This window comes from Alistipes montrealensis, from assembly GCF_018362775.1.
Taxonomy (GTDB): domain Bacteria; phylum Bacteroidota; class Bacteroidia; order Bacteroidales; family Rikenellaceae; genus Alistipes; species Alistipes montrealensis.
In genome coordinates this window covers 355139-370814 of record NZ_JAGYXY010000003.1, presented here as the reverse complement: position 1 = coordinate 370814, position 15676 = coordinate 355139, and the positions used below count along the sequence as shown (strand labels likewise).

Below are 15676 nucleotides of genomic sequence, written 5' to 3'. Positions count from 1 at the left end.
GTTGCCACGCCGCGGAAAACTTCCCGGGACCGGCCAGGCCGCTACCCGGAGGGTTGAAGAAAAGAGAATTAAAATTAATCAACGAATTGAATTAAAATGTCACGTACAGATTTTAATACATTACTGGAAGCCGGTGCGCACTTCGGTCACCTGAAGCGCAAATGGAACCCTAAAATGGCTCCTTACATCTTCATGGAGAAGAACGGCATCCACATCATCGACCTGCACAAGACCGTGCTGAAGATCGATGAGGCTGCTGCAGCCATCAAGCAGATCGCCAAGAGCGGTCGCCGTGTGCTGTTCGTAGCCACCAAGAAACAAGCCAAGGACATTGTTGCCGAAAAGGTGGCATCCGTCGGTATGCCTTACGTCACCGAGCGTTGGGCAGGCGGTATGCTGACAAACTTCCCCACCATACGTAAAGCCGTCAAGAAAATGTCTACCATCGACAAGATGGCGACCGACGGCACGTTCGATAATTTCTCCAAGCGCGAGAAACTCCAGATCTCCCGCCAGCGTGCGAAGCTGGAGAAGAACCTCGGCTCGATTGCCGACCTGACGCGTCTTCCGGCTGCCCTGTTTGTCGTAGACGTTCAGAAGGAGTCCAACGCCGTGAAAGAGGCCAAACGCCTCAGCATCCCCGTATTTGCAATGGTAGACACTTGTTGTGATCCGACCGACATTGATTACGTTATCCCTGCAAATGACGATGCTACCAAGTCGATCGCCGTGGTTCTCGATGCCATGTGCGCCGCTATCGCGGAAGGAACCGAGGAGCGCAAACTCGAGAAGGAGAAGGAAGCACAGGAGGCAGACGCCGAAGGTGCAGCCGTTAAGAAGGAGGGCAAGCCCCGCATCAAGAAAGCCGTGAAGGCTTCGGTAGATGCCGAGGAGGCTGCCGTGGCAGAGGTTGTAGCCGCTGTCGAGACTCCGTTTGAGGAGCCTGCTGCCGAGGTAGCCGAAGTTGCCGAAGCTGTTGCCGAGGCAGCCGTGGAAAAGGCAGAATAATTGTATTTACGAACCTTAAGAGAAAGGACAAAATTATGGAAATCAAAGCTGCTGATGTAATGAAGCTCCGCAAGATGACCGGTGCTGGTATGATGGACTGCAAGAATGCCCTCATCGAGGCCGAAGGTGATTTCGCACGTGCTCAGGACATTATCCGCGAGAAGGGTAAGCTCATCGTCGCCAAGCGCGCCGACCGCACCGCTACCGAGGGTGTTGTCGTAACGAAGATCGTAGGCCAGAAGGCTTACATCCTCTGCCTGGCTTGCGAGACCGACTTCGTAGCCCAGAATGCCGAGTATACCGCTTCGGCCGAGGCTATGCTGGAGGTTGCCGTGAAGAACGATGCTGCCGACTTCGACACGCTGATGGCTTCGAAGAACGCCGAAGGCCGTACCGTCGAAGAGATGGTGACCGAGAAATCGGGCCAGACGGGCGAGAAGATCGAACTGGCCTACTATGGCCGTATCGAGGCTCCTTACTGCGCTGCTTACGTGCACTTCAACAAGAAGCTCGGTACGATCCTGGGCTTCAACAAGGAGATTCCCGCCGAGGTTGCCCACACCGTAACCATGCAGGCTACGGCTATGGCTCCCGTTTCGATCTCGGAGGCCGACTGCCCCGCAGAGGTCGTTGAGCACGAGCGTAAGATCGCCATGGAGGCCATGAAGCAGGATCCCAAGAACGCCAACAAGCCCGACGCAATCCTCGAGAAGATCGCCGAAGGTAAGATGCGCAAGTTCTTCGAGGAGAACACGCTGCTGGCCCAGCCGGTGGTAGGCGAGAAGGAGACGATCGCCGAGTACATCCACAAGGCTGACAAAGAGGCTACGGTTATCGCTTACAAGCGTTTCGCTCTGGGCGAATAGTTTTCGATTTTAAGCGGATATTTCCGCACATCCCTCGAAATCCCCGGCTGGAAAGTACTCAGGTACTACCATCCGGGGATTTTTTCGTGAAGCATGCAGCCCGGAGGGCTGTCTCCAAAAAAAACAGGACTGCAAAGTCCTGCTTTTTTATTTGAAGCCTGTGTGCCAGAGCACGCGCAGCAACTGCCGCCGCAGCCACGGCGGAATCGAGAGCCAGAGGCGCGACCGGAGCCGCCAGCCGGGTGAATCGAAACTAACGGTGCGCCCCGAGGCACGAATGGCCCGTGTAGCGACGCCGACGACATCGCGCGTCGTGCATTGTTCCGTGATGCGGTAGTTTCCGTCGCCGGCGAGTGTGAGGCGGTCCCCGTCGCGGCGGACGATGCGGTGGAGGATATGGCGGCCGTAAGTGCGGAACAGTACGATGTCACCCGGTTGGAGGCGCGCAGGGTCGGTGCAGGGGCTCAGTACGATCTGGTCGCGCTCGCTGCGCAGTAGGGGGCGCATGCTGTGGCCTTTCATGCGGATCTGGACTTCGCGGCCTTCGGCGAGCATCGCTTCGACCTGCTCGAAAAAGAGTTGGTTGGGGAGCAGTATCATAGTGGCTGCCGGTTGAAAACCGTGTCGCAGGAGAGCTGTGCTGCTGCGGCGTCGGGCAGACACTCCAGGTGGTAGACCGGAACCTGTGCAATCAGCCGGGAGAGCAGGCCACAGGTGTCGTCCGAAAGCCGTTCGTCCCGGGCGAAAGCCGGGGGTGCGGAGGGCAGCAGGGCTCCGATGGCTTCGATCGGCCGAAGGCGGCGGATGTGGTTGTGCGGGGCCTGCGAGAGCCGTACGACGGCGGTGATCGGACAGCTTTCGTTGCGGTAGCAAGGGGTTTTGCCGCTCCACGGCGAGCCGAAGACGATGGCTTCGCGCTCCGTGGCCCGGATGATCGGGCTGTCGTCGTTGAGCAGTTCAGCGCCCGGAATATGTTCCCGCCACAGCCGCGTGTGGGTGCTTTTGCCTGTTCCCGATTCGCCAAGGAATAGCACGCCTTTGCCGCGGTAACGGATTACCGAGGAGTGGAAGGCCACAGCCCCGTGGGGCAGTGCCGCGATGTTGAAGAGGGTCCAGGCCCCGAACCGGAACAGCGCGGGGTTATGCTCCGGGGTGATGTCGCTCTGGGCCGTCGTTGCGCCGTAGGCCATGCGGAAGCGGGCCGGAGCGCTTCCGTCGCGGGGCGTCATTTCGAGCAGGTAGCCGTCGGCGTCGGCTCCGAAACGGCAGTCTGCGTCTGCGTCGGTAAACTCGAAGCTGTGAAGCTCGCGGTAATCGGGCAGGGGCGTGACCTCCGTTCCGGCATCGAGCGTCAGGTCGGGCGTGCCGGGGCATGCCGATGCGAAGGGTTGCAGTGCACGGCTGAAATGGCGGTTTATGAGTGTTTCGGGCAGGCTGAGGCGTAAGCCTGCGATTGTGTATTCCATTTATTCTCCAAGTGTTATGATTCGGTCACAATATTCGAGCGAGGTTTCTCGATGGGCGATCACCAGCAGGGTCGGGCCCGGATTTCGCGCTGCGATCGCAGCGATCGAGCGGTTGATCTCCCCTTCGGTGCGATTGTCGAGCGCCGAAGTCGCTTCGTCGAAAAAGAGTACGTCGGCCCGGCGGTAAAGGGCACGGGCGATGCCGATTCGCTGGCGTTGTCCGCCCGAGAGGCGGCTGCCGCATTCGCCGACGGGCGTGTCGATGCCCCGGGGCAAGGCGGCGACGAACTCGCCCAACTGGGCGGCTTCGAGGGCCTCGGCGACCCGTTTTCGGTCGATTTCGGCGGCGGGAACGCCCGGCGCGACGTTGGCCGCAAACGTTCCGTCGGTGAGGAACAGGTGTTGCGAAACGTAGCCGATGCGGTTCTGCCACGCCCGGCGGTTGGCGGCCGTGAGGGGCGCGCCGTCGACGGTAATTTCACCTGACGAGGGTTCGTAAAGCCCCAGCAGGAGGTTGAAAAGGGTGGTCTTGCCCGCTCCCGAGGTTCCGCGGATGCCGATGCGTTCACCTTTGCGGATTGTGAGCGAAAGGCCGTGGAACAGTTCCCGTCCTTCGTCGGTGAAGCGGAACGAGAGGTTGCGGACGGCGATTTCGCGTTCGAAGGGCAGCGTTTCGGTCGTCGGAGAGTCGGGCTGTGCGGAAGCCGGTTCGTGCAGGGCCGCTTCGCGCAGGATGGGGACGGTGTAGCGGTTGTAGCGGATGGTGGCCCAGCCCGACATGATGCCGCGCACGGAGGGCATCAGCCGCAGGGCCGCCACGGCGAAGACGCCGAATAACAACTGCGACTGTCCGCCGCCGAAGCTGAGGGCCGCCAGCAGGGCCATGCCTATGGCAAGCCCGATTTCGGTGAACAACTGGGGCAACTGGCCGATGTCTGCTTCGCACGAACGGGTGCGTACCACTTCGTCCATCGTGCGGTCGAAGGCGCGGAGCATCCCCGGAAAGGCGTTGCTTAGCTCGATGTCGGCAAAACCCCGGAAGGTCTCGGCCACGAGCCGCGCCTTTTCGCGCTGGGCGCGGTTTTCCAACTCGCCGTAGCGGTTGATCCGGTTGCGGACCAGTGCGTAGTAGAGCCATACGGCAGGCAGGAAGATCACCACGGCCAGCAGCGCTGCGAGTGGTGTATAGAAGGCCAGCGAGGCGAAAAGCAGGATGAGGAGCATCGCCTCGGCGATTATGGCGGCGGCGGGACGCAGGACCCCGGCGGCGAATGCCAGGCAGACGACGTTGACGTTGCGTGCCAGCACCGAGGAGTTGGAGTTGTTGATGAAGGCCAGTCCGCGGTCGTGGTAGGCGATGTAGAGGCGGCGCGAAAGGGTGCGGTAGAGGTCGTAGATATAGCGGCGCTCGGCGCGTGCGAGCAGGAAATTGATGCCGCATTTGAGGATGATGAACCCTACGACGGCTCCGCAGACCGCTAATGCGAACGCCTGCGGTGAATCGGCGCCCGACCAGGCGTAGACGCGCGCCAACGCCCCGTCGCCCTCGAATCCTGCGGGATCGAGCACCAGCGTCAGCACCGGGAGCAGGGCGGCAAGCCCCGCCAGGTTGAGCACGGCGCGCAGCACGAGGGTAGCGGCTATGCCGAGGCCCCGGCGGCGGAATGCCGCGGGAAGGCTTTCGAGGATGCTTCTCATGGCTCTATTTTTTCGATCTTACCCAGTTTTACATACCATAAATAACCCTCGGCCGGGGCGTAACCCATCTCTCCGAGCAGGTGGAGGTATTCGCGTATCTGCCGGCGGTAGCGTTCGGCGTCGTGGTCGCCGAATTTGTAATCGACGACGACGGCCCGCTGTCCGTCGATCATCACGCGGTCGGGCCGCCGTGTCGACGAACTTCCGGGAATGATGATTTCGTTTTCGTTGCGTACGCGCTGCCAGCCTCCGCCGAACCATTCGCGGACTTCGGGCTGTGCGAGCGCCCGGGCGATCATCTGCCGCAGGGTTTCGGCCTCAGTCCCGGACAGCGTGCCGTCGGCCTGCATGCCTGCTACGGCTTCGTCGATCTGCGCCTCGTCGTCGGCCTGCTCGAAGGCTTTGTGCATCAGGATGCCGAGGTTGCGGGGCGAGAGTTCCACCTCGCCGCCGTCCTCGAAATAACGCTGTGAGGGGAGCCGGAGCTGCAGGTCGGCCTGTGCCGTGGGGTAGTCCTCCAGGATGACGTGTTCCGCTTCGGAGCGTTTCGCACCGCCTGCGACGGGCCCTGCGAACTCCCCGAAAGCGAAGTGTTCGCCCGCCTCGTCGGCAGTGTAACGGCCTTCGGTGTCGCCCAGCAGGGCTTTGTCGCCGTCGGTGCGGATGCTTTGCAGCAGCAGTCCTCCGACCGTGCGGCCTCCCTTCTGCGGGATGAAGACGTGGAGCGATTCGGCGGCGCGTGTGAGGGCCACGTACAGCAGGTTGATATTGTCGACGTGGGCGTAGACCAGTTCGCGGAAATACTCCGCCGAGAACCCCGATTCGGCCATCGCCTTCTTGTATCTTACCGGGAAGCGGCCGATCTCTTCCGCTTGGTCGCCCCGGGCCTCGGCCCAGACGATATTCTGCACCGTGCCGCTCGACTTGGGGTCCGGCGACCACGAGCAGTAGGGGATGAGGACGGCCCGTTTTTCGAGCCCCTTGGCTTTGTGGATGGTGGTGATCTCGACCGTAGTGGCGCTTTCGTCGACGCTCAGCGAGCGGTTTTTGCCCGTCTCTTCCCACCAGCGCAGGAAAAGTGCGATGTCGGCGATCTTCGTCGCGCAGAAGGCGATGATCTGCTCGTGGATGGCCTGCAGGTAGGCCGTCTGCCGGCGGTCGCCCTGCAGGGTGTGCTGCATGACGATCCGTTCGAACGCCTCTTCGGGCGAGAGAAGCCGGATCGAGCGGAAGAAGTCGCGTTCGCCGTCGGTGAGCGTGCGGTCGAACGGATGGCCGAGGTAGTGGTTGTAGACGGCGCGTGAAAGCGAATCGTCGGGGTTGAGCGCCAGCCGCAGGGCGGCGGCGATGAATGAACTCACGGGGGCGTTGCCGACGATCAGGGCCTCCTGCGTCATCACGTCGAAGCGGTAGCGCGGCTCTTCGTTGCGGCGTTTGAAGTCGAGCAGTTCGGCGGCGACCTTTGCGCCGTCGGTGGCCCCGCGTACGAGGATCATGATGTCGCACGGGCGAAACCCTTTGTCGATCAGCGTGCATATGCGCTCCACGACGGGCGGTTGTTCGGCGAAGGTCTCGACCGAGACATAGCCCGGGTGTTCGGCTTTGCGGCGGGGTATCTGGGCATGTTCGCGGTAGGCGTCGGCAAGGGTGTCGCGCAACGCTGCGGTCTCTGCGGGGTCTATGGCCCCCTCGTCGGCCGCTTTCGAAAGGGTTTCGTTGAGCGCGAGGTTGTCCGCGGCGACGATATGCGAGATGATGCGGTTGTTGAAATCGACCACGGCGGGAAGGCTCCGGTAGTTCTCCCGGAGTACCTCGACTTCGGTGTCGCCCTTACCCAGTGCCTGCTGGGCCTTGTCGTGGAGGATTTTCCAGTCGCCGCCGCGCCAGCGGTAGATCGACTGCTTGATGTCGCCCACGATCAGCACCGAGGTCTCCTCCGACTGCGCCATGGCGTTTTGCAGCAGGGGCAGGAAGTTCTCCCACTCCTTGGCCGAAGTATCCTGGAATTCGTCGATCATGAAACGTTCGAAGCGGTTGCCGACCTTTTCGTAGATGAACGGCGCGTCGTTGTGGCCGATGAACTCCGAAAGGACGTATTTGGTCTCCGAAAGGAGCATCATGTTCTGTTCGTCGCACAGTTGTTGCACCCGGGCGTAGAGGTCCGACAAGAGGGCGAAACTGCGGTAGTTCTCGCGCAGCAGGTCGCAGGTGTTCCAGCTTTTGACGTTGGCGTCGTAGGTGTCGCACATCTCGCGCAGCAGGGGTTGCAGTTCGGGGGCCAGCGCCTGCGCGGGCGATCCTTTGGCGCCCCAGCCCTCGGTCGTGGCCGCCATTTTGGCCGCCGTGGCGCCGTAGGGCTTCAGTTCGCCTGCGGCGACCGTAAAGAAGTAGTTGGCAAAACTGCGGCTTTTGCCCGAAAAATCGGCTGCCGTAAGCCCGGCCCGGGAGATGATCCCGACGGCTCGGGCGGCGGTCTGCTGCATCTGCGTTTTGGTCGCTTCGGCGTTCGCCGTCGCTCGGGAGACGATCTTCGCCAACTCTTCGCGCGACCGCGAGCGGCTCAGGGCATCCTTGTTTTTCTCCTTGAACAACTCGCCTGCGAGCGAGAGAATGCCGTCGCGGATATCCCATTTGCGGCCTTCGTCGATGCGCTCCTGTACGAAATCTGTGAGCCAGCGCTGTAGGTCGCGGTCGATGGTGATCTGCTCGATGAGCGTGTCGGCGCCTTTCGACAGCACCGAAGAGGTCTCGATCTCCACGTTGTAATTGAGGTCGATGCCCAGTTCCTTGATGAAGGCCCGGAGGATGCGCTGGAAAAAAGTGTCGATGGTCAGTACCGTGAAACGCGAATAGTCGTGCAGTATTTTCGAACGCACCTCGGCGGCGCGCTTGCGCACGGAGCGTTCGTCGAGCGACAACTCGCGGCAGAGGTTTTCCAGATAAGGGCTTGCGGCGCCGGACGCCAGGGCGTGAATCTCCTTGAGGATGCGCGATTTCATCTCCTCGGTAGCCTTGTTGGTGAAGGTTACGGCGAGGATATGGCGGTAGAGACCGGGCTGGCCGATCACGTCGCGGACGTATTTGTAGGCCAACTGGTAGGTCTTTCCCGACCCGGCGCTCGCATTCAGAATCTTCGCTCTCACTGTCCGAAATGTCTTTTTAAAGGGTAAAAATACAAAACAAATCCCGAACTTCGCAATAATTTTGTAATTTAGCGGAGGTAAAACAAGACCTTGTTATGAAGAAAATGATTCTGACGGCCGTGATGCTGGCCGCCGCAGTGCTCTGCCGGGCGCAGCAGCCCGCCGAAGCCGGGGAACGCCGCGAATGGCTCACCTCGTTCAACGCCGTCGAAGTATCGGCGCCGCTCGACGTTAAATTCGTGCAGGTTCCCGATACCGAAGCCCCCAAAATCGTCTACGACACCAAAGGCTCCTATACGACCAAATTCCGCGCCGAGGTGAAGGATAAAGTGCTGCGTATTTCGGAACGCTCCGATGCCCGCAGGCCCGAGCGGACCGCAGTGACGGTCTACTACAATTCGCTGGAGCGGATCGCCGTCGCCGATGCCGTTGCGACGTTCGAGGGAACGCTCACGGCGACGCTGCTCGACATGACCGTCGGCGGCATGGCGCAGGTGACGGCAGCGATGGATGTCAAGGACCTCAAGATGGAACTCACGGGCAAAAGTTCGGCGAAGCTGACAGGCGCCGTGCGCTACCTTTCGCTGTTTGTCTCGACCGGGAAACTCGACGCCGCAGGGTTGGAGGTGATGGCTGCCGAGATCAACGTTACCAGTTCGGGCTCCGCTTCGCTGTGGGTGACCGACCGTTTCCAGGGCAAGACCTCGACCGGAGGCAAGATCACTTACAAGGGTGTCCCGCCGATCGTTCGCAGCGGATCGAAGTTCATGGGCGGGGACATAACCCGTGTGGAATAAGGTTTCCGGTCATGCCGGCAGGGCGGCGTCCTGCTGCCGGGCGGCGTATATGCGGTTTGCGGCGGCATGTGGATGCTTGACCCGTCCCCACCGTCCCGCCTCGGGCGGGGGCTTATTGGTTTTGCTATGAAAACTTTCTTATTCGAAGTCGCCCGGGACCTTTACGAACGCTATGGCGAAGGGCTTTCCGAGAGGGCGATGCTCTTTCCGTCGCGGCGTGCACGGCTGTTTTTCGTCGATGCCCTGACGGGTATCGCGGGGCGTCCGATGTGGCAGCCCCGGTGGGTGACGATCGACGACCTGATGGCCGAAATTTCGGGTCTCAGGACCGGCGACCGCGTACGGCTGATCACCGAACTCTATAAAATCTATTCGGAATACCACGCCGAGCCGTTCGACAAATTCTACTTCTGGGGCGACATGCTCCTGACGGACTTCGACACCATCGACAAGTATCGGATCGACGCTGGGATGCTGTTCCGCAACATCTCGGAGATCAAGGAAATCGAGGCCGATATTTCGTACCTCACCCCTGCGCAGTTGCAAATCCTGCGTTTCTGGTCGACGCTCGCAGACGAGGCCGACCTCTCGGAGGAGAAGCGCCGCTTCCTGGCGATCTGGAAGACGCTGGGACCGGTCTACTGCCGTTTCCGCGAACGGTTGGCCGAACTGGGTATCGCCTACAACGGCATGGTCCAGCGGGCCGCCGCCGACCGTATTCGCGAAGGCGGTTATGCGTTCCCCGAACCGCGACAGTACGTCGTGGCGGGTTTCAACGCCTTGTCGGAGTGCGAAAAACTGCTTTTCAAATTCCTTTCGACCGCCGCCGAAACCGATTTTTACTGGGATTACGACTCCTATTACAAGGACGACCCCGAGCAGGAGGCCGGCATGTTCGTCCGCGAAAACGTCGTGCAGTTTCCCCCGCGCGGAGCCGTGTCGCACGACAACATGCGGCAGGCGAAGCAGTTGACCGCCGTGGCCGCCGTGTCGAATGCCGTGCAGTGCAAGCATGCCGCAGCGATCCTGCGCGAACTGGCAGCCCGGGGGCCGCTGGACAAACGTACGGCGGTGGTGCTGACGGACGAAAACCTGCTCCTGCCGCTGCTCTACGCCCTGCCGCCCGAGATCGGGAAGGTCAACGTCACGATGGGTTATCCGCTGCGGGCCAGCCTGGCCTACACGTTTATCGAACGCCTCGTGGAGTTGCAGGCCCACCGCCGCAAAAAGGGTGCGGGGTGCACCTTCTACCATGCCGACGCCGTCGGTATTCTCGCCCATCCCTATGTCTCGGACAGCGATGCCCGCGGGACCCGGACGATGCAGGACGAAATCGTGCGCGAACGGCGCATTTCGGTCGACGCCGCGTGGCTGGGACGGAACGAACTGCTGCGGCTGATCTTTTCGCCCGCCGCCGAGTGGCGCGAATTGTCCGACTGGCTCTTGCTGGTGGTGGCTGCTGTGGCCCGGTTGCCCTACGAGGGCGATGATGCGCGGCAGCGGGTGGAGTTTCTGGCCGTAATTTCGGGGGAAATTTCCAAACTCCGCAACTCGCTCGACGAATGTGACATTTCGCTGACGCCGGAGGTCTACACGTCGCTGCTGCGCCGCCATTTGCAGACCATGCGCATCCCCTACGAAGGCGAGCCGCTGGAGGGAGTGCAGATCATGGGTATCCTCGAAACGCGTAACCTCGATTTCGAAAACGTCGTTCTGCTCTCGATGAACGACGACAATTTCCCGGGCAACCACATGGCGCAGGCGTCGTTCGTGCCCTACAACCTGCGGGCGGCTTACGGACTGCCTACGCCCGAGCACCACGAAGGGGTTTACGCCTACTATTTCTACCGCCTCGTGCAGCGCGCCGGACGGGTGTGGATGCTCTACTGTTCGCATGCCGACGACAAATCGACCGGCGAGCCGAGCCGTTACATCTACCAGCTCGATTACGAGAGCGGATTTCCGGTCCGCAAAGTGGAGGTGGGCGTCGATGTCAACCTCGCCGAAACGGCTCCGATCGAGGTGGCCAAGGACGAGGGTATCCTGCAACGCCTCGAACGCTTCACCGATCCCGAATCGAAGGCTACGCTCTCGCCGACGGCATTTTTCCGCTATGTGGCCTGTCCGCTTCGCTTCTATTTCCACTCCGTGGCGCGGCTTCAGGCCGACGACGAGATTTCCGAGGAGGTCGACGCCCCGATGTTCGGCACGATCCTCCACGCCGCCGTGCAGAAACTCTACGCCCGGATCGTGGGCGAGGCGCACCCCGGCGAAACCCTGCGGGCGATGATCCGCACGGGAGAGATCGCAACGGCGGTCGAGGCGGCGATCAATGAGAATTATTTGCAGGACCCTGCGGCCACGACCGACGATTATACGGGCAACCTGCTGTTGGTCAAAGATATCGTCATCCGCTACCTGCGCGGCGGAGTGATGCCTTACGATGCCGCGCACGACGGCTTCACCGTTACGGGCTTGGAGCAGGAGGTGGCGTATTCGTTTCCGTTCCGGGCGCAGGACCGCGAAATGCGGGTCAAATTCGCGGGTATCGCCGACCGTATCGACGCCCTCGACGACGGGACGCTGCGCGTAGTCGATTACAAGACCGGGGCCCCGCACCTGGAATTTGCCGGGGTGGAGAGCCTTTTCCGCGGCGAGGGCAAACAACGGCTTTCGAACATCCTCCAGACGCTTCTCTATGCCATGATGCTTTACCGGACGCGGGGCGTCGACGCCGAGCCTGCGCTTTACTACGTGCGGGCGATGAACCGCCCCGACTACCTGCCGACGCTCGACGACCGGGAAACCGGTGTCCGCGGCGGTCGCTATACGCTCTACGCCGGACCTTTCGAACAGCTTGTCCGCGAGACCCTTTCCGAGTTATACGACCCAGCCGTGCCGTTCCGCCAATGCGAGGACGCCGACACCTGCAAGTTCTGCGATTTCAACCTGATCTGTAAACGATAAGACGACCGATGACTGAAAAGGAAAAGATGCTTTCGGGCGAGCCGTATGACTGTACGGACCCCGTGTTGCTGGCGCGCTGGCACGAAGCCAAGCGTCTGCAGTCGCAGTACAATGCTACGCCGACGACCGATACGCTCCGTTTGTCCGCACTGCTCGATCTTCTGCTCGGTTCGCGGGGCGGGAATGTCTGGATCGCCGCTCCTTTCTTTGTCGATTACGGCGAGAATATTCATTTGGGGCGCAATGTCGAGATCAATATGAACTGCGTCTTTCTCGACTGCAACCGGATCACGATCGGCGATTATTCGGGAATAGGCCCCGGGGTACATATCTACACTGTGTTTCATCCTACGGAACCTGCCGAACGGCTTTCGGAAAAGAGTCCGTTGTGGCGGTCGCAGACGGCGCCTGTCACGATCGGCTGCAATGTCTGGATCGGGGGACGGAGCGTTATCCTGCCCGGGGTCGAGATCGGCGACGGGACGACGGTCGGTGCGGGGAGTGTGGTCACGAAATCCCTTCCTGCGAATGTCCTTGCAGTGGGAAATCCCTGCCGGGTGATCCGGAAACTATAATTTCACGACGAAATACGACGCGCCGCTGCGGCGCGCAGCCTCGATGCCGATTTCGGAATCTTCGAAGATCAGCGTCTCGCGGGGCGTGCAGCCTTCGCGGCGCATGGCTTCCAGAAAGCAGTCCGGGGCGGGTTTGGGGTGCTCCACGTCGGCGCCCGAGAGGATGCCGTCCACGCCGTCCGTAATTCCCAGGTGGCGCATCACGTTGTCGATATTGGCCCGGCTGCCCGTCGAGACCACCCACACGCGGCCTCCGTCGGCGCGGAACCGTCGGCAGAACTCCCACAGCGGTTCGTTGAGCCGCACGGTGTCGAAAAACGTGGGGTAGAGGGCGATCTTGCGCAGTCGCAGCCGTTCGCGTTCGGCGGGGTCGGCGATCCCGATCCGCGTGAGAAACTCGTTGCACCGCATTCCGAAATAGTTGGCGGCATACTCTTCCTCGGTGAGTGTGTAACCCGCTTCACCGAGGGCGGCGACGTAGGAGAGCGTGTTGGCCCGCCGGGTGTCGGCCAGCGTGCCGTCGAAGTCGAGCAAGAGAAGGCGTATCTGCATGGAATCCTATTTTTTGGCCGCCAGTTCGTAGCTGCGGGCGATCAGCGCGGCGATCTCCGCAAAGGGTACGACGCCGTCCAACCGGACGGTGAGCCACGTGCGCTTGTTCATGTGGTAGCCGGGGAAGTAACGCTCGAAGTCGAGCGACCGCGCCATGGTTTCCGCATCGGCCCGAATGTCGAGGATCTCCATTCGCTCTGCCGTCGGGAAGCCCAGTTTGTCCGATTGTACCGTCAGCAGCGCCGCATACCATTTGGCGTTGTCCTGCCGCCGGAAGACTGCGTTTTCCGGGAACTTTTCCCAGAGGAATTCAGGTTCGTCGCCCCATGTGGCGCGGATGTGCCGGATTACCTGTTGCGTCTGTGCGTTCCGAAAGACCTCTTCGTGCGAAAAGCCAAAATTCCGAATCCATTCGTTGTCCATATCGACCGTGTTTTAATCGAACGATTGCATACCGGTCTGGGCAATGCGCATCAGGCGTTGGTATTCGGTGGGGGTCAGTTCCATGAAGAAGTAGTGGATCGGGTCGACGCGCATGCCGTCCAGCCGCACCTCGTAATGGAGGTGCGGGGCCAGCGAGAGGCCCGTATCGCCCGAAAGGGCGATGATGTCGCCGCGCCGCACGGTCTGGCCCTTGCGGACGTTGATCTTCGAGAGGTGGCTGTACGAGGTCTCGTAGCCGTTGCCGTGGTCGATCACCACGGTCTGGCCCTGCGTCGAATTGCGCTGTCCCACGTCGCGCACCACGCCGTCGGCCGTGGCGAAGACGCGTGAACCCTCGGGAATGGTGTAATCCACGCCCTGGTGCGATTGCAGCGTTTTGTAGAAGGGGTGGATGCGCATGCCGTAGGATGCCGTGAGCAGCGTCAGCTGCTTGTTGATCACGGGTTGGATCGAAGGAATATTGTCGCATTTGCGGCCCGCCGTGTCGATGCGCGCCTGCAACTCGAGGTACGAGGCGTTGAGCGCTTCGAGCCGCTGTTCCATCTCGTTCACGCCTTCGCGCAGTTCGCGTTTGAGCTGGCGCGTCGAACGGCCCACGATCTTTTCGTAGGTCGAACTCAGTCGTTTTTCGTGCTCCGAGTCGAAGTCGTAAGGCTCCGATTCGAAGAGGATGCGGAAGACGTTCCGGTCGCGCTCCGAGAGGTTGCCGAGGACCGTTTGCAGCGAGTCGTAGCGTTCGGCCAGCGCTTCGTATTCGCGGCGCAGGCGGTCGGTCGAGTGCTTCATCTGGTATTCGAACGGCGTGTCGAAGAAGATCGAGAAGCCCACGTAGTAGAGCACGGCCATGCCCAGCCACACGAAGAGGTGGACCGTGGCGCGGATAATCCGCTGCTTGCGCCGCTTGCGCCTGCGCAGACGCTCTAAATCCTTCTTTCCTGCCATGTCAGAGCTTTTCGAAATTGGTTTCGCGGATGTTCTCCATCAGGCGTTCGTACTCCTCGGGACTCATGTCGCGGTTGAAATAGTTGATCGGGTTGACGGGCACGCCTTTGTGGATCACCTCGTAGTGGAGGTGAGGCCCCGTTGAACGGCCCGTATTGCCCGTCCGGGCGATGATCTGTCCGCGCGTAACGCGTTCGCCGGGCTCCACGAGCACTTCGCTCAGGTGGGCGTAGCGCGTTTTGTAGCCGAATTCGTGGTTGAGCAGCACCTGTTTGCCGTAACCGCCGTTGAAACTGTTGGCCGAGGCGATTTCGACGACGGCGTCGCCCGTGGCGTAGACCGGGGTTCCCCGGTCGCAGCCGAAGTCGATGCCCGTGTGCGGCCGGATGTAACCCAATACGGGGTGCATGCGGCGTGCGCTGAAAGCGCCGATGTGGTTGTTATGCAATGCCGAGCGGTCGATGGGCCAGATGGCCGGAACCGCCGCCGAGAGCTGCTCCTTGTTTTTCGAGAATTGCTGCAACTCGTCGAACGAGACCGATTCGAGATAGATCATCCGCGCCAGTGCGTCCAGTTGCCGCCAGGTCCCGACCAGCAGCGGTGCGTAGTCGTCGTCGGCCAGGGAGGCGTATTTCGAATCGGGGTAGGGCTGCCACACGCCCGGGATCGAGAGCGTATCGGTCGAGAAAAGCGAACGGTAGACGTAATTGTCGCGGTGGCGGATTTCGTCGACACGCTGTTGAGCGGTGCGGATGCGGTCTTGCAGGATGCGGTATTTGATCACCGTCTCGCGGTTGTCGCGCAGGATGCGGTACATTTTGGGGGTGTAGAAAAAATAGGAGAAGACGACGTTGACGATCGACACGAGAATAAATCCGATCAGGATTTTGCGGATCAGGCGGTAGGTCCTGAGCCGGAACGGGGCCGTCACCACGCCGCGCGTGAGAGCCTGCGCCTCGTGCGTCAGTTCTCCTGCGCCGGACCGAAGAGTTTCGGTCCCGAATCTGTGCCGTTTTTGCCCCATCGCGGAAAATATCTCCTTTAAAGAATCTGTGTAAATTTGTTAACGAAATTATTTTATAGCTATTTTACTGCTATTTTTTACTCCTGAATGAGGCGAATAGTGGTTCCTATTTAACGAATCCAGGAGTAAAAAAGAGTGGTGAAAGAGCATAAACAGAATGAATTTAATAAATTTAAACCGATTCTAAGATGCAA

Annotated in this window: 13 protein-coding genes; 5 read left to right on the top strand and 8 right to left on the bottom strand. The window is 60.8% G+C overall.

The genetic code is table 11. From position 1 onward, the window contains the following. The first annotated feature begins 96 nt into the window (after positions 1–96). Complete coding sequence (gene rpsB, locus KG007_RS07680) at positions 97–1008, top strand: 30S ribosomal protein S2 (protein WP_195460736.1); 912 nt, start codon at positions 97–99, stop codon at positions 1006–1008. 35 nt (positions 1009–1043) lie between these two features. Then, positions 1044–1874, top strand: coding sequence for a translation elongation factor Ts (gene tsf, locus KG007_RS07675; protein WP_195460735.1), 831 nt, complete (start codon positions 1044–1046; stop codon positions 1872–1874). A 147-nt stretch (positions 1875–2021) separates the two neighbouring features. On the opposite strand, the gene KG007_RS07670 is transcribed toward tsf, so the two are convergent. Genes KG007_RS07670 through KG007_RS07655 form a run of 4 tightly spaced genes read right to left on the bottom strand, consistent with a single transcriptional unit; the run spans position 2022 to position 8181 of the window. Beyond that, positions 2022–2474 (bottom strand): S24/S26 family peptidase, encoded by a 453-nt coding sequence (locus tag KG007_RS07670; protein WP_213347981.1) that lies wholly within the window; start codon positions 2472–2474, stop codon positions 2022–2024. Then, entirely contained in the window at positions 2471–3340 is an 870-nt protein-coding gene (locus tag KG007_RS07665) for a hypothetical protein (RefSeq protein ID WP_213347979.1), read from the bottom strand. The genes KG007_RS07670 and KG007_RS07665 overlap by 4 nt, the downstream gene beginning before the upstream one ends. Next, positions 3341–5038: an ABC transporter ATP-binding protein gene (locus tag KG007_RS07660; protein ID WP_213347977.1), complete on the bottom strand. Its 1698-nt coding sequence runs from the start codon at positions 5036–5038 to the stop codon at positions 3341–3343. It lies immediately after the preceding gene. Next, entirely contained in the window at positions 5035–8181 is a 3147-nt protein-coding gene (locus KG007_RS07655; RefSeq protein ID WP_213347975.1) for a UvrD-helicase domain-containing protein, read from the bottom strand. The genes KG007_RS07660 and KG007_RS07655 overlap by 4 nt, the downstream gene beginning before the upstream one ends. Before the next feature lie 95 nt (positions 8182–8276). On the opposite strand from KG007_RS07655, the gene KG007_RS07650 reads away from it, so the two are divergent. The 3 genes from KG007_RS07650 (at position 8277) to KG007_RS07640 (ending at position 12520) form a co-directional block, all read left to right on the top strand. Then, positions 8277–8978, top strand: coding sequence for a head GIN domain-containing protein (locus KG007_RS07650; RefSeq protein WP_213347973.1), 702 nt, complete (start codon positions 8277–8279; stop codon positions 8976–8978). 126 nt (positions 8979–9104) lie between these two features. Next, positions 9105–11945: a PD-(D/E)XK nuclease family protein gene (locus KG007_RS07645; protein ID WP_213347971.1), complete on the top strand. Its 2841-nt coding sequence runs from the start codon at positions 9105–9107 to the stop codon at positions 11943–11945. Positions 11946–11953: 8 nt separating this feature from the next. Beyond that, positions 11954–12520 (top strand): sugar O-acetyltransferase, encoded by a 567-nt coding sequence (locus tag KG007_RS07640; protein WP_249413278.1) that lies wholly within the window; start codon positions 11954–11956, stop codon positions 12518–12520. Here KG007_RS07640 and KG007_RS07635 read toward each other — a convergent pair. Genes KG007_RS07635 through KG007_RS07620 form a run of 4 tightly spaced genes read right to left on the bottom strand, consistent with a single transcriptional unit; the run spans position 12515 to position 15482 of the window. Next, positions 12515–13072, bottom strand: coding sequence for an HAD family hydrolase (locus KG007_RS07635; protein WP_195460719.1), 558 nt, complete (start codon positions 13070–13072; stop codon positions 12515–12517). The genes KG007_RS07640 and KG007_RS07635 overlap by 6 nt on opposite strands. A 6-nt stretch (positions 13073–13078) precedes the next feature. Then, complete coding sequence (locus KG007_RS07630; RefSeq protein ID WP_195460717.1) at positions 13079–13495, bottom strand: MmcQ/YjbR family DNA-binding protein; 417 nt, start codon at positions 13493–13495, stop codon at positions 13079–13081. A 12-nt stretch (positions 13496–13507) separates the two neighbouring features. After that, positions 13508–14458, bottom strand: a complete 951-nt coding sequence (locus tag KG007_RS07625) for a M23 family metallopeptidase (RefSeq protein WP_213347969.1) — start codon at positions 14456–14458, stop codon at positions 13508–13510. A gap of 1 nt (position 14459) precedes the next feature. Further along, positions 14460–15482 carry a M23 family metallopeptidase gene (locus KG007_RS07620; RefSeq protein WP_195460713.1) on the bottom strand — a complete coding sequence of 341 codons (1023 nt, stop codon included), beginning with the start codon at positions 15480–15482 and terminating at the stop codon, positions 14460–14462. Between the last annotated feature and the right edge of the window lie 194 nt (positions 15483–15676).

Excerpts from the sequence above, each read along its gene's own strand:
- KG007_RS07635 (WP_195460719.1), bottom strand. The coding sequence starts at position 13,072 with ATGCAGATACGCCTTCTCTTGCTCGACTTCGACGGCACGCTGGCCGAC.
- rpsB (WP_195460736.1), top strand. The coding sequence starts at position 97 with ATGTCACGTACAGATTTTAATACATTACTGGAAGCCGGTGCGCACTTC.
- tsf (WP_195460735.1), top strand. The coding sequence starts at position 1,044 with ATGGAAATCAAAGCTGCTGATGTAATGAAGCTCCGCAAGATGACCGGT.
- KG007_RS07670 (WP_213347981.1), bottom strand. The coding sequence starts at position 2,474 with ATGATACTGCTCCCCAACCAACTCTTTTTCGAGCAGGTCGAAGCGATG.
- KG007_RS07660 (WP_213347977.1), bottom strand. The coding sequence starts at position 5,038 with ATGAGAAGCATCCTCGAAAGCCTTCCCGCGGCATTCCGCCGCCGGGGC.
- KG007_RS07625 (WP_213347969.1), bottom strand. The coding sequence starts at position 14,458 with ATGGCAGGAAAGAAGGATTTAGAGCGTCTGCGCAGGCGCAAGCGGCGC.
- KG007_RS07640 (WP_249413278.1), top strand. The coding sequence starts at position 11,954 with ATGACTGAAAAGGAAAAGATGCTTTCGGGCGAGCCGTATGACTGTACG.
- KG007_RS07620 (WP_195460713.1), bottom strand. The coding sequence starts at position 15,482 with ATGGGGCAAAAACGGCACAGATTCGGGACCGAAACTCTTCGGTCCGGC.
- KG007_RS07645 (WP_213347971.1), top strand. The coding sequence starts at position 9,105 with ATGAAAACTTTCTTATTCGAAGTCGCCCGGGACCTTTACGAACGCTAT.
- KG007_RS07665 (WP_213347979.1), bottom strand. The coding sequence starts at position 3,340 with ATGGAATACACAATCGCAGGCTTACGCCTCAGCCTGCCCGAAACACTC.
- KG007_RS07630 (WP_195460717.1), bottom strand. The coding sequence starts at position 13,495 with ATGGACAACGAATGGATTCGGAATTTTGGCTTTTCGCACGAAGAGGTC.
- KG007_RS07650 (WP_213347973.1), top strand. The coding sequence starts at position 8,277 with ATGAAGAAAATGATTCTGACGGCCGTGATGCTGGCCGCCGCAGTGCTC.